14 protein-coding genes are annotated in these 12714 nt (G+C 48.3%); 3 read left to right on the top strand and 11 right to left on the bottom strand.

The genetic code is table 11. From position 1 onward, the window contains the following. The first annotated feature begins 74 nt into the window (after positions 1–74). Positions 75–506: a helix-turn-helix domain-containing protein gene (locus tag K5Y32_RS12100; protein ID WP_176973274.1), complete on the top strand. Its 432-nt coding sequence runs from the start codon at positions 75–77 to the stop codon at positions 504–506. On the opposite strand, the gene K5Y32_RS12095 is transcribed toward K5Y32_RS12100, so the two are convergent. After that, positions 448–1272 carry a helix-turn-helix transcriptional regulator gene (locus K5Y32_RS12095; protein ID WP_176973275.1) on the bottom strand — a complete coding sequence of 275 codons (825 nt, stop codon included), beginning with the start codon at positions 1270–1272 and terminating at the stop codon, positions 448–450. The genes K5Y32_RS12100 and K5Y32_RS12095 overlap by 59 nt on opposite strands. Before the next feature lie 103 nt (positions 1273–1375). Here K5Y32_RS12095 and K5Y32_RS12090 point away from each other — a divergent pair, with 103 nt between their 5' ends. After that, on the top strand, positions 1376–2269 hold the full coding sequence (locus tag K5Y32_RS12090) for an SDR family oxidoreductase (protein ID WP_222184069.1): 894 nt from the start codon (positions 1376–1378) through the stop codon (positions 2267–2269). A 77-nt stretch (positions 2270–2346) separates the two neighbouring features. Here K5Y32_RS12090 and K5Y32_RS12085 read toward each other — a convergent pair whose 3' ends face one another. From K5Y32_RS12085 to K5Y32_RS12055, 7 genes are all read right to left on the bottom strand, one after another. Next, positions 2347–2949, bottom strand: coding sequence for a DUF6421 family protein (locus K5Y32_RS12085; protein ID WP_255602612.1), 603 nt, complete (start codon positions 2947–2949; stop codon positions 2347–2349). A 160-nt stretch (positions 2950–3109) separates the two neighbouring features. Then, positions 3110–3553, bottom strand: a complete 444-nt coding sequence (locus tag K5Y32_RS12080; protein ID WP_222184065.1) for a hypothetical protein — start codon at positions 3551–3553, stop codon at positions 3110–3112. Positions 3554–3779: 226 nt separating this feature from the next. Then, positions 3780–4091, bottom strand: a complete 312-nt coding sequence (locus K5Y32_RS12075) for a hypothetical protein (protein WP_222184064.1) — start codon at positions 4089–4091, stop codon at positions 3780–3782. Between the two features lie 23 nt (positions 4092–4114). Next, positions 4115–5365 carry an ATP-grasp domain-containing protein gene (locus K5Y32_RS12070; RefSeq protein ID WP_222184062.1) on the bottom strand — a complete coding sequence of 417 codons (1251 nt, stop codon included), beginning with the start codon at positions 5363–5365 and terminating at the stop codon, positions 4115–4117. Continuing rightward, the gene (locus K5Y32_RS12065) at positions 5322–6269 is read right to left on the bottom strand and encodes a DMT family transporter (RefSeq protein WP_222184060.1); all 948 of its coding nucleotides are present in this window, start codon (positions 6267–6269) and stop codon (positions 5322–5324) included. The genes K5Y32_RS12070 and K5Y32_RS12065 overlap by 44 nt, the downstream gene beginning before the upstream one ends. Before the next feature lie 591 nt (positions 6270–6860). Beyond that, entirely contained in the window at positions 6861–7682 is an 822-nt protein-coding gene (locus K5Y32_RS12060; protein WP_101761208.1) for a Cof-type HAD-IIB family hydrolase, read from the bottom strand. A gap of 121 nt (positions 7683–7803) precedes the next feature. After that, positions 7804–8442 carry a TetR family transcriptional regulator gene (locus K5Y32_RS12055; RefSeq protein WP_222184058.1) on the bottom strand — a complete coding sequence of 213 codons (639 nt, stop codon included), beginning with the start codon at positions 8440–8442 and terminating at the stop codon, positions 7804–7806. A gap of 90 nt (positions 8443–8532) precedes the next feature. Between K5Y32_RS12055 and K5Y32_RS12050 the strand changes: the two genes are divergently transcribed. Then, complete coding sequence (locus K5Y32_RS12050; RefSeq protein ID WP_222184056.1) at positions 8533–9201, top strand: O-methyltransferase; 669 nt, start codon at positions 8533–8535, stop codon at positions 9199–9201. Positions 9202–9234: 33 nt separating this feature from the next. Here the strand turns inward: K5Y32_RS12050 and zigA are convergent, their stop codons facing one another. The 3 genes from zigA to K5Y32_RS12035 form a co-directional block, all read right to left on the bottom strand. Continuing rightward, positions 9235–10455, bottom strand: a complete 1221-nt coding sequence (gene zigA, locus K5Y32_RS12045; RefSeq protein WP_222184054.1) for a zinc metallochaperone GTPase ZigA — start codon at positions 10453–10455, stop codon at positions 9235–9237. 163 nt (positions 10456–10618) lie between these two features. Next, positions 10619–11725 carry an ABC transporter substrate-binding protein gene (locus tag K5Y32_RS12040; RefSeq protein ID WP_222184044.1) on the bottom strand — a complete coding sequence of 369 codons (1107 nt, stop codon included), beginning with the start codon at positions 11723–11725 and terminating at the stop codon, positions 10619–10621. Between the two features lie 116 nt (positions 11726–11841). After that, complete coding sequence (locus tag K5Y32_RS12035; RefSeq protein WP_222184042.1) at positions 11842–12594, bottom strand: IclR family transcriptional regulator; 753 nt, start codon at positions 12592–12594, stop codon at positions 11842–11844. Positions 12595–12714 lie beyond the last annotated feature (120 nt).

Here is a 12714-nt window from a genome sequence, read left to right as displayed (position 1 = left end):
GCGGCAGACTATAGTGAACATGGTGCAAAATTGATAGTAGTTACCTTTTGGTAACCATAATGGAGGCGCGAACTATGCCCGCGATTGTTGACGGTAAACTGTTTTTTTATGCGGATTCGCCGCCGCGACGGTTAATGGATCTGTTCTCGGTCAAATGGAGCAGCATGGTTCTGCACGCGCTCTATCACTGGCCGAACCATCGCGCGCGCACCGGCGAGTTGCAGCGCAGCCTGCAGGGAATTTCGAAGAAGATGCTATTTCAGACGTTAAAAGAGCTGGAGCAGCGCGGGCTGATTGCGCGTCACGTCTATGATGTGGTGCCGCCGAAAGTGGATTACCGCTTAACTCCGCTCGGCATGACGTTCGCGGCACCGATTGAGCAGATGTATCAATGGGGGCTGGAGAATCAGGCGGCGCTGGATGAGATGGAAGCCCACTATCGCGCCGCTACGGACGCGCCATCAGCCGCGCCACACAATCCCGATCGTGCTGCTGACGCGGATTAAACACCACCAGACTTAAACCCGGTTTGCCTTCAACCGCGAAGGTGCTGTATTCCAGCTCCAGCACGCCTTCGTCCGGCAGCCACAGCTGTTTGATACCTTCGCCATGCTGGCTCACTTCCTGCGATTGCCACAGCTGGCGGAAGGTGTCGCTCATCTCGCACAACTCATCCACCAGCGCACGCACATGCTCGCTGGCGCCGGTGCGCGCCACATCCGCACGGAAATTCGCCACCATGCCGCGCGTCACTTTGTGCCAGTCCGGCAGACGCTTTTTCATCTCTTCATTACGGAACATCATCAGCAGGATATTGCGCTGGGCCGGCGGCAGTTCAGCGTAATCGACAAACACTTTGGTTGCCGCACGGTTCCACGCCACCACTTGCCACTCGGCGGTTTTGACCAGCGCAGGCGTGTTCTCCATGCTGTCGAGCACGCGCTGCAGCGATGGCGAAACATCCACGCCCGCCTGCCATGTCACGCCAGGCAGACGATTTTGCGCCAGCAAAAACAGATGATCGCGCTCGGCGGCGCTCAGCTCTAATGCGCGGGCTAAGCGTTCCAATACTTCTTCCGATGGCGCGCCGCCTCTGCCCTGCTCCAGCCACGTATACCAGGTAGTGCTGACACACGCACGCACCGCCACTTCTTCCCGGCGCAGGCCCGGCGTGCGGCGACGCAATAAGGTGTAGCCGAGTTTCGCCGCATCCAACCGCTGGCGACGTTCACGCAGATAGTTTCCGAGCAGGTTGTCATCTTGCTGAGTCATGCCTTTATCCTGTTAGTGCCTATACCTGTATAAGCTCACGACTTTTCGTCGCGTCGCAGACTTTTATGATAGTGCTTCAACTTTGAAAAAGTGGAGCACCAATATGCGAATTTTTGTGACCGGGGCGAGCGGCTTTATCGGTTCCGCCATTGTGAAAAAATTGCAGGCACGCGGTTATCAGGTGCAAGGTCTGGCGCGCAGCGAGGCTTCCGCAGAAAAACTGCAGCAGCAAGGTGTGCAGGTGATTCGCGGCGATCTGCAAGATCTCGACGGCCTACGCAAGGCGGTAGAACAGAGCGATGGGGTGATCCACGCCGGGTATATCCACGATTTCAGCCGCATGGATCATGCCGCCGATGTCGATCAGCGTGCGATTCTGGCGATGGGTGACGTATTGGCAGGTTCAGATCGCCCGCTGATTGTCACCACCGGCACCGCGCTAGTGTCGCCGGGACATCTCGCCACCGAACAGATTCTACCGGCAGCGGGCGCGCATCCACGTTCCAACTCCAACGTCGCGGCGCTGGCGTTGGCCGACAGCGGCGTGCGCGTGGCGCTGGTGCGCTTACCGCCAACCGTACATGGCGTAGGCGATCACGGATTTATTCCGATGATCATCAATATGGCGAAGGAAAAAGGCGCGGCGGTGTATGTCGGCGAGGGTGATAATCGCTGGCCTGCGGTACATCGCGATGATGCCGCTGAACTGTTTTGCCTTGCGGCTGAAAAGGCTGAGCCGGGTGCGATTCTGCATGCGGTGCAGGAAGAAGGCGTGCCGTTCCGGCAGATTGCCGAAACCATCGGCGCCGGATTATCACTGCCGGTGAAAAGCCTGACACTGGAAGAAGCTAAAGCGTGGTTAGGCTGGATGGCATTTTTTGCGTCTACCGATAATCCCTCCTCCAGCGCGTGGACGCGTCAGACGTTTAACTGGCAGCCGAGCGGGCCGGGGTTATTGCAGGATATGCGTGAAAGCGGGTATTTTCATAAGGTTTAAACGAATGAGTAGCGCACCGTGATTGGTGCGCTCATTTCTACTTTCATCGTCTAAAATTTCGCAAATTTATGGGGGGTCTAAAAGAAGAGAATTGGTATCTTGACTTTCATATTCATATCATGAATTAAATAATCATCAGGGATAATATATCGTTCATTCTGATCACCTGGCTGAAGTTCTTTCATTACAAAATTTTCAACTGCTTGCTTATATATTGTGTCACCCTCAATCTCTTCAAGCGCTTGTATTTCCTTAACAAGGACATGCAAGCCAATCAAACACTTTTCAAAATCAAGTATAACTTTACCTGAAGAGTCGCTAATGCTAACACCATGTCCACGGCGTTTAAGCCAGGAGAATAATAAAACCCCAGTTGCTGCATCAAAGTTACTCGTAGCATCGTGTTGCGCAGGGTAACGGACCAACCTCTCAAATAAAATAAACTCGGTCACTTCTCGCCACCAAGGATAATGCTGCTGTTGCACTCTAATAATGGTTTGGCAATCAACTTTTATTTCTTCTAAAACACCTACCCAAAAATTCATTATAACGTGAATATTTTTATTAAAAGGACGGGGTCCGCAGTGGTGATAATAGTCGTGCAAGTATCCCCATACCGAGCGCGCTGCATAGCAATTCTCTGCGCTTAGTAAATGAGATGATTTCCCTTCAAACTCCAATAATGATTCTACTCTACGCAATGTGTCTTTTTGATAGATAGCATGAAATTTATTAAAAAAAACATCGCAAAATGTTGTTTAACAACCCTATTTTTTGTTTTAACGTTTTCTGGAAAGAAAACTAAGCAGTGTCCAACACTGAAACCAAAAGACGAAGCAATCAGGTGCATGGTTTGGCTGACATTTTGTGGGTGTGGTAAATCAGACATAATTGGCAGCAAGACATCGGGTTGTTTTCGTTGAGCCAAAAGCACTCCAGCCAATATCCTTTTTCTTTGTGACTATTAGGCGTAATAATTGTAGCCAGGTAAAAAGTTTTGCCGCCATCTACAGGTGGTTCATAGCTATCTAATGACCGTTTAAAACATGGTACAGTATTTAATCCAGCTTTTTTCCATTCACGAAGGTCTGTATTCAATTGTAGGGCATAATCGGATTGCTTCAGAGCAGACAATATCTCACCAGCCAAACCTATAATTTCATCAAGCAAATACTCAGCTTTATCTATGTTACATACTACCGCGCCTGTAGCACTTTGCAATTTATTGAACTCATGTATACGAGGACATAATTCAATAATAACCTTATCCTTAACCCATTCCATAAAAATACTCCTTAGCGTTTATGACCATGAAGAGTGAAACACATTGGTACTTCACCAAAGTCTTGAATGACCTTTAAATTATTATCTTGTGCAGCTTTTAATGTTGTTATACACGCGGAAGCCTTTCCACTAACACACTCCAGCGCTGCCTGTACATTACTTGATACAAAACGAACATTCTGGCTGTATGTATAAGCGAGATGGGATGGCGCAGGATGGCAAGCAATTATAATTTTTCCATATTTGACGAACTACGATGATTTTTTGCTAATACCATGTTCCATGTTGGCATTAAAAAACTATCCTGAATTTCTAAAAAGTCTAAGTTCTCAAATACAATTTTATGTAAGTCTGGATAGACGGCACATCCTAATAATAGATCATGTGTATTCTTCCTGACTTCAATGAGAGCATCCTCAAGAGTTGAATAAAGCTTAACATCACCATAAACCTTCTTACTTTCCAGCCAAAGATAACCTGCTTTCTCACAATTAGTTCCTTCTGGCCCCAAAGTGTGAATTATTATTTTACGATCCATATCATTCTCCTTAACTATGGAATCTATAAATATTTTATTTTTAGATTTTTTTGTAAATCGTTATAAAAAGATTCACAAGCTTCATGGTCAGTATGACGTGTTAAAATAAATCCTGGGTAACCTGAAAAATGAGGGTATGGAAGAACTTTATGCCCAGGCTCCATAAATTCAAAAACATATTCCACCTCAGATTTCTCACGGACATTTGCTAATCCATCAATCTCGACAAAGATTCCATCTCCCTGCACAGGAATAATATAATTTCCGGCAGTAGATATCGGCTTTAATAATGCCCCGATTTTTTGGGGAAATTCCATACCCAAAGCGTGGCAAATAACCAACTGCAGGAAGTTTATATCCGTGCTTGCTTTCACAATATAATGTGATATTCCGGATCCACCCACGCGTGGTGCGACTTCTATAACAAAAGGCACTTGCTTTTGGTCAATACGCAGTTCCACATGTGCTGGTCCCTCATTAATTCCTAGCGCCTTAACTGCACGTCTAACTTCATCTACGATTTCATCTCGCAGTTTCTCATCAATATCAGCAGGTGCGATATAAACACCTTCTTCAAAGTATGGACCTTTGCCATTACCTTTATCGCCGATTGAGAGCACTGTTACCTCACCACGATGCGAAAATGTTTCGATTGCGAACTCCGGCCCATCGATAAATGACTCAAGTAAAACACCACCCTTGTCATAGATGAAATCTTTCAATTGCGTGCGGTTAATTTCCCATACTTTATCAATAGCATTTCTCAATTCATCAGGGTTGTTAGCTCGGGTAACACCCTGACTGGAAAAGCCATTAGTAGGCTTCACTACAAGCGGAAATTTAATTTGGTCAATGTCTGGGTATTTTTCTTCTTTTATTTCGATAAAGGAGGGTGTATTTAATCCGTTATCATACAGAACGCGCCGAGTCATATTTTTGTTTCTACATTGCTCTACTACGAATTCAGGTAAGAAAGGTAATCCCAACCTGTTAGCAATTTTAGCGGCGAAATCTAACGCCGGTTCAAATAGTGTTAAAACACCATCAATTCGGCGCACTTTATTTTCTAACATGACTATATTTAGTGCTTTATCTTCATCTTCAAACAATGGTAAAGCAATGCTTCTCACAACACCGGGAATTCCCGGCAGTGGAGACTCATTATCGTTATAAAAAAATGTAATTTCGACACCCATTGCCTTAGCTTCTTCAAACACAAATGGTAGCTTTCTATTCTGACAGATTATGGCCAGGTTTTTTTGTAGAGTTGACATTAAGAGTTTCCTTTTCGCGTTTTGGCAAAACGATTAACATTACGCCGATGACAACAACCGCGGTGCCTATAATCACAGTCGTGGTAATATTTTCATCAAGAAGTATGAAGCCCATATACAATGCAATAACTGGGGAGATGAATAAATGAGATGTAGCTTTAGAAATATGCCAATGTTTAAGCAAAGTAATATTAAGCGTAAATCCTAATACTGATCCTATTACTGCTAAATAAAGGAGCGCTCCTAAGCTCTCCCCATAAAAGAAACGGTTACCACTTTCAATTATTAAGCTCGTAATCAAGAGTAAAAAACCACCACTCAGCATGGAAAATGCAACAAAACTAAGAAGTGGAAGAGTTTTAATATGCTTTTGAACTTTGAGCGTTATAGCGGCTGAACTGCCCATGGCTCCTAACACTGCTAACATAGCAATTATACTTTTTTCATTGCCCGGTAAAGATGCTCCTTCACCAAAAACCACACATACACCTGTGATGGCAAAGAAAACACCTGATAATTGCCTTCCAGTTGCTGGCTTTCCGCGTAAGAAATGGTTTAGAAGTAGTGCATATACGCTAATTCCAGAAGCTAAAACAGCTACCAATCCACTAGGTATATATGTTGATGCCCAATAAACTGTTCCAAATGGAATCGAAAAATAAAACAGGCCGTTAGCTGCAGCAAGACTGAAAACGGCGTAATTAATATAAATCCTTTTACTTAAAATCAAATAAAAAATAATAATTACACTTGCAATCAAAAACCGCATCCCTGCTGACCACAATGGAAGGCTATTATTTAGCCCAAGCTTTTGCAATGCCCATGTTGTGCCTCCAATAAAGCAAAGAAGGATGAAAAACAAATAAAAACGAATTCTTATTAGAAAGTTAAATGGAGATGACATAACTCGAGCACTCCCTGCGTTGAATATTAATGCATAAGATTGAATAAAGATATCATCTTAAGATTAAAATCAATCCTCTGCGATCTAAAAGTTAATCTCAGCTTATCAAAGCATAATTAAAGCTGTAACCATTATTTAATTACTTTTAAATTAAAAGAAAAAAAACACTCAGTTAATCGAGTCAGCATCGAGCATTAAATTGCCTTTCAATTATAATAATTATTTTTTCAACTGGATGAACTTATAAAAACAGAGTAATAAGTTAATTCGAGGGAATTTTCCCACCTAATTATAAGACAAGTGAAATTATAGCAAGACGTGTTGAGGGTAAAAAAGCCCTCAAACCATTGCATTATAATGCTTTTATTTTATCAGTAAATTTCGGATTCAACTCCAATAACACTTGATTGTCTTATATATAAAGGAAAGATTAGAACGACAACATTGGTCACTTTTGACAAATCAGGCGGGTTTATGCGTTATAACCCTTTCTCAATGAGGTATATGACGGGTACTAGTAAGTGAGATGAATTAACAACAACCATTCTGCTTGAGCGTCATTGCCTGCAATGACGCTCCGCATCAGTAACATCAGCCAAACGGCACTTCGCGCGCCAAAATGCGGGCGATCACGTTAAGCGCGCCTTCGTCATTGTTGCTTTCGGTTCTGTAACGCGACACGGCGCTGACTGGCGCGGCGGCGTTCGCCATTGAGAAGCTATAGCACGCCTGACGCAACATTTCGATGTCATTGGCGCTGTCGCCTATCGCCACCACTTCACAATCATCAATGCCCCATTTTTCCTGAAGCAGCGCGATGCCGTGCGCTTTGTGGCAGCCAGGAATGATCAAATCCACAAACCCAAAACCGCTGGAAACCGGATGCATGATGTTTTCAATCGCGCCCAACTCAGCGTGCAGACGTTCCATCAAGGCATCAACGCCTTCGTGCGCCAGATTCAGCGAGAACTTAAAGATGGTGTCGTCGATATCGTAGAGATTGTCGCGCTTTTCCAGACGATGATAGTGATTCGCCAGCATGGCAATCACTTCGTCGGACATTGAGGTGTGCACGTACGCGCCGTTGCGGCCACAGACTACGGTGCTGATGTCCGGCTCTTTGGCGAGGATATCGAGAATTTGATGCACGCGCTCCTGCGCCAGTTCGCCGCAGAAGATCTCTTCATTACTGTCAGAAACCCAGGCGCCGTTTTCCGCAACAAAAGCGATCTCGTCTTTGATATCAGGAAAGTAGCGTAGCAACTGATAATACTGATTGCCGCTGGCGACCACGAAACGAATGCCCTTCTCTTTCAGCAACGCATACTGACGCGCAAAGCGCTGCGCGTTGTATTGTTTGTTGTCATCGAGAAAAGTGCCATCCATATCCACCGCAATCATCTTCACTGCCATTTTGCTCTCCCGTTTGCTCATTCGGCTCAATAAAGTTTTGTTAAGCTTACTCGCGGTGTGGATTATTGAGAATGTGAATAATGAGTTTGTTAACCGCTTTCAGAGATTTCCAGTCCATCTTTTACTGTAAATCGGCGCCTTTTTCCCTGATCCAGGCACAAAACATCGCCGCCATCTCTTGCGCGTAAGCCTGAATCTCAGCTGGCGTGCGCGGCGATTCGGAAAAATGTTTCCCAACATTGCCCAGCGTACTGTTCAATAAATCTGCGGCGCGCGATTGTTCACTTTCCTCTGAGTGCGGTAATATTTCACGCAGAAAATCGCTGATGACATTTTCACCCGCCGCGCGCGCTTCCTGCACTTCCGGCGCATCACGATACAAAGGTGCGGCGTCATTCAGCGCGGTGCGCATCGCCGCCTCTTCACATTCCGAATGCAAAAACGCCAGTGTGAGATCGTGCAGTCGTTGACGCGGCGTGTTGGCGGTATTGCGCAGAATCGCACCTAACAAATCGCTAGTGCGTAGCCATTCTTCGCTTTGCAACCTGAAAAGAATAGCTGCCTTATTGGGGAAATATTGATACAGCGATCCAATACTGACGCCCGCGCGTTCCGCCACCCGCGCCGTGGTGAAACGCGCGGCGCCTTCCAGCGCCAAAACCTGAGTAGCCGCCTGCAAAATGGCGGAAACCAGCTCGGTGGAACGCGCCTGCCTGGGTCTTTTTCTCTCTGAAATCTTAATGTTACGTGGCTCAGTCACTATCATCTCCTGAACACGAATAGTGAAATGCGAATGATTCATCGTATTCTGTTGGCACAGCAAAATCCATTTGTCTGCACGGAGAACAACATGAATACCTTAACCTCTGCGCCACTGGCGCCGCTGCTGAATTACCTGTTTGAGCTGGCCGATAATATGGCGCATCCAACCAATAATGCCTTCAGAACCATGACTGACGCCGAGCAACATCGCCTGCTACACAGCAAAACCGATTACCTGGAACTTTATGGACATCTAAAAGAGGTGCCGTTAGCGGTATCACGTGAAACCGGCAAGTTGCTGTATATGCTGGCGCGCAGCAGCAATGCCAAAACCATCGTTGAATTCGGCACCTCATTCGGCATTTCCACGCTGCATCTGGCGGCGGCGCTGCGCGATAACGGCGGCGGTAACATCATCACCTGCGAGTTTGAGCCGGAGAAAGTGGCGTTAGCCCGTAACCATTTCGCCGATGCCGGCGTCAGCGATTTGATTGAGGTGCGCGTGGGCGATGCGTTGCAGACATTGAGCCGCGATCTCCCCGCCTCCATCGATATGCTGGTGCTGGACGGCGCAAAAGCGATTTACCCGGATATTGTTACGTTGGTGCAGCCGTTTTTGCGTCCCGGCGCGCTGATTGTTGCCGACGATGCCGACTTCAGCCCGGAGTATCTGGAGCTGATGCACAGTAATCGTGGTTTTATGTCGCTGCCGTTTAACGATGGGGTTGAGGTGTCGATGTGGTTGGGCGCAGCGTAATTGAGCAGGTCGCCATGAATGGCGACCCTACAATTAGTTAAACCATGGCTGGAACGGGTCGGGGAATTCCACCCAGTTATCGGGTCCGAGCGCCATTTCCTCATCGGTTAACAGCGCCTCTTCCAGTTTGCTTCGCAGCGCGTTTTCATCCATTTCTATGCCGATAAACACCAGTTCCTGTCGCGCGTCGCCGCTGCCGTCAACCCAGTTCTCTAAGATGTAGCCAAGGTTTTCCGCATCTTCCGGCCAGCGATCTTTTGGCACGCTGGCCCACCACATGCCGGCTAAACCCTGACGCGATACGCCGCCTGCCTGCGACCATGAACCGGCATGACGCGGACGGCTGGCAAGCCAGAAGTAGCCTTTGGAACGCACCACTCCGTGCATCTCATTTTCAATCAAGTGAGCAAAGCGCATCGGATGGAAAGGACGACGCGCGCGGAACACGAAGTTACGAATGCCGTACTCTTCGGTCTCGGGCGTGTGTTCTCCACGCAACTCCTGCAGCCAGCCCGGCGCCTGCGCGGCGGCATCAAAATCAAACAAACCGGTGTTGAGCACCTGATCCAATCCCACTTTGCCGAATTCAGAGGTGATAATGTTGGCGCGCGGATTGAGCGACGTCAGGATCGCCATCAGCCGCGCTTTTTCCGTCTCGTTAATCAGGTCGGTTTTGTTAAGAATCAGTACATCACAGAACTCGATTTGATCGACCAGCAAATCCACCACCGTGCGCTCATCCTCAGCACCCAATGATTCTCCGCGCGACTGAATGCTCTCATTCGATTCATAGTCACGCAGGAAGTTAAAGCCATCGACCACCGTCACCATGGTGTCGAGCGAGGCAACTTCAGACAGACTTTGCCCCTCTTCATCGGCGAAGGTGAAAGTCTCCGCCACCGGCAACGGTTCAGAAATGCCGGTCGATTCGATCACCAAATTATCGAAGCGGCCATCTTTCGCCAGACGATTGACCTCCAGCAGCAAATCTTCACGCAATGTGCAGCAGATGCAGCCGTTACTCATTTCCACCAGCTTTTCGTCGGTGCGCGACAGCTCTGCCCCGCCCTCGCGCACCAGCGCGGCATCGATATTCACTTCCGACATATCATTGACGATCACCGCCACACGACGGCCTTCGCGGTTATTGAGAATATGATTGAGCAGCGTGGTTTTACCTGCGCCAAGAAAGCCGGAAAGCACGGTGACAGGAAGTTTTTTGAAACCATTCTGATTTTGGGTTAATGCTGACATAGCAACTCCTCTAAATGACAAGGTTCACAAGACGTATAGGCATACGCGCAATGGTGTTTTTAGTTATGTTATAACATAACAATTAAGGTTGTCATTGAGGAATGTTGATGGAGCGGATTGGTCGCCATGAATGGCGACCTTACGGCGACGGGGAAACCTGCGATTACTGGTTGTCGGGATAACTCAAATCGATGGCGTTATCCGGCAACGTGGTGAAGTTTTTAACGATGGTGCGGAAATCCGCGTTCGGTTTTAGATCGGCAAACTGTTGCGGATAGAGATCTTTCGCCAGAATTTCCATGCCGATAATGTTGTACGGATGGTTATAGAAGTGGTGGTACACGCCATATACGCGGCCCTGTTTCACCGGCTCAATCTGCGCCAGGCCGGTGCGCTTCAGCAGCGTCTGGAAGGTGGCTTTCACTTCCTGCGGTTGCACGCCATAACCAAACGGCAGCACATTGGCGTTCGGACGTTTCGATCCGGTCATGATGTAGACATCCGGTTTCATGGCGATGATTTTTTCCAGCGCCACAAATCCGGCATTGCCCGGCAGCAGTTCAGAGCCGATATTTTTGCCGCCCACCGCTTCCACCAATCCGCCCCAGCCATTGTGGCTGTGCGTAAAGCAGCAGTTGTCGCTATTCCCGGCTATCGGTTCGATAAACACCGTCGGCTTGTCTTTCACCTGCGCCACGCCTTGAGTGATGTGGGTGAATTTCTGCTGATAGAAATCGGTATAAGCTTTAGCCTGGCTTTCGCGGTTCAGCACTTTGCCAAGCAGCGTCACGCTCGGCGCGGTGTTCTGCGCGGGATGCAGCTCGTAATCCACGAACACCACCGGAATATGCAGATTCTGCAAGGTGCCGAGCACGCCCGATTGCTGTAACGCCGGTTTGGCGCGCAGCTGTGCAATCATCAAATCGGGTTTCTGCGCCAGCACGCTTTCGAGATTAACCTGGCCTTGATCGTTAAAGCCCATATCGACGATTTTCGTCGCTTCCGGCCAGCGCCCTTTCAGTACATCCCAGGTTTGCGTGTCCTGCTTTTTCGGCAGATTATTCCACGCCACCACGCGCTTAAAGGGATCGTCGCGATCCAGCAGCGCCAACGTCAGAATGTCGCGGCCATCCTGCAGAATGATGTGTTGAGGTTCTTTGTTGATAGTTTGCGTGTTGCCGTCCATATCGGTGACGGTCAGCGGATAGGTGGAGGCGGCAGCCGCCGTTGAAGCCAGTAATCCCATTGCCAAAAGCAGGCGCTTTTTCATGCCAAAACTCCGTGGTAAAAAGAATAGTTATTATTATCAATTACCTTAACACAACCTTAAGTGGCGAGAATAAACGCCACTTCAATCAGTTGTAACAGAGTTTTATGCGGGCGCGGTTAGGTGAAATCAGAGAGTTTTTGTCCGGAGGTGATCAGTTCCTGCAGCAGCATCTGGCGACGCTCCTGCGGCGTATCGCGGCTGACCATAAAGCAGATCGCCGCCACGGCCTGACCGCTGCGCGAACGGATCGGCGCTGCCATGCAGCAGGTGAAACTTTCCGATAATCCTTCCGTCATGCAGTAACCGAGTTTTCCGGCGTGATGAATTTCATCAAGAAACGCCTGCTTATCGAGGATTTTGCCGGTGGCGAGGCGATAATCCTCCTCCGGAATCAAATCCAGAATCGCGCTGTCCGACCAGTTACTCAGCAGCAAACGCCCGGTCGCGGTCCAGGTAATCGGCACTCGCACGCCGATATCGGAGGTGATTTTGAACGGATGCGCATTGCTCTCAGAGAGCACCACGGTGTATTTGTTGCCTTCCAGCATGCAGAGCTGCACGGTTTCACCGTGGCGCGCCACAATCTCCACCATGAGTTGATGCGCCCGACGGATCAGATCGTTATGCGCCATATAATCCGCACCGTAATAGTGCATCTCACGGCCAAAGAACACTGCGCCTTCGGCATCCAGCTCCACCAAACCGGCTTCACTTAGCAGGCTGACTAATTCATAGATGCTGGAACGGGGTGCGCCGGTGGCGTCGATCAACGCGCGCATCGACATCGGCTGACGTGCGCTGTGCAACTGCCGAAAGATATCAATAACCCGGTCAACGCCGCGCGCCCGCGAGGGTTTTTCGTCCGGCATAAACTCACTCCTTGGTGGCTTGGGTACAAAAGGTAAAGGCAATGAAAGAAGGGCATGATACACCGCGCATCGGCTTTTACCCATCCCGGATTAAATAAATATTAATTACCTGCCATTAAT

The organism is Pantoea sp. DY-15, from assembly GCF_019795935.1.
Taxonomy (GTDB): domain Bacteria; phylum Pseudomonadota; class Gammaproteobacteria; order Enterobacterales; family Enterobacteriaceae; genus Pantoea; species Pantoea leporis.
The sequence above is the reverse complement of the archived record's forward strand: the minus strand, read 5'-3'. Positions and strand labels throughout refer to the sequence as shown.

Bases quoted from the DNA above. Each gene is read 5' to 3' on its own strand.
- K5Y32_RS12090 (WP_222184069.1), top strand. From the start codon at position 1,376: ATGCGAATTTTTGTGACCGGGGCGAGCGGCTTTATCGGTTCCGCCATT.
- K5Y32_RS12060 (WP_101761208.1), bottom strand. From the start codon at position 7,682: ATGGCAGTGAAGATGATTGCGGTGGATATGGATGGCACTTTTCTCGAT.
- K5Y32_RS12050 (WP_222184056.1), top strand. From the start codon at position 8,533: ATGAATACCTTAACCTCTGCGCCACTGGCGCCGCTGCTGAATTACCTG.
- K5Y32_RS12035 (WP_222184042.1), bottom strand. From the start codon at position 12,594: ATGCCGGACGAAAAACCCTCGCGGGCGCGCGGCGTTGACCGGGTTATT.
- K5Y32_RS12070 (WP_222184062.1), bottom strand. From the start codon at position 5,365: ATGTCAACTCTACAAAAAAACCTGGCCATAATCTGTCAGAATAGAAAG.
- K5Y32_RS12095 (WP_176973275.1), bottom strand. From the start codon at position 1,272: ATGACTCAGCAAGATGACAACCTGCTCGGAAACTATCTGCGTGAACGT.
- zigA (WP_222184054.1), bottom strand. From the start codon at position 10,455: ATGTCAGCATTAACCCAAAATCAGAATGGTTTCAAAAAACTTCCTGTC.
- K5Y32_RS12100 (WP_176973274.1), top strand. From the start codon at position 75: ATGCCCGCGATTGTTGACGGTAAACTGTTTTTTTATGCGGATTCGCCG.
- K5Y32_RS12040 (WP_222184044.1), bottom strand. From the start codon at position 11,725: ATGAAAAAGCGCCTGCTTTTGGCAATGGGATTACTGGCTTCAACGGCG.
- K5Y32_RS12075 (WP_222184064.1), bottom strand. From the start codon at position 4,091: ATGGATCGTAAAATAATAATTCACACTTTGGGGCCAGAAGGAACTAAT.
- K5Y32_RS12065 (WP_222184060.1), bottom strand. From the start codon at position 6,269: ATGTCATCTCCATTTAACTTTCTAATAAGAATTCGTTTTTATTTGTTT.
- K5Y32_RS12080 (WP_222184065.1), bottom strand. From the start codon at position 3,553: ATGGAATGGGTTAAGGATAAGGTTATTATTGAATTATGTCCTCGTATA.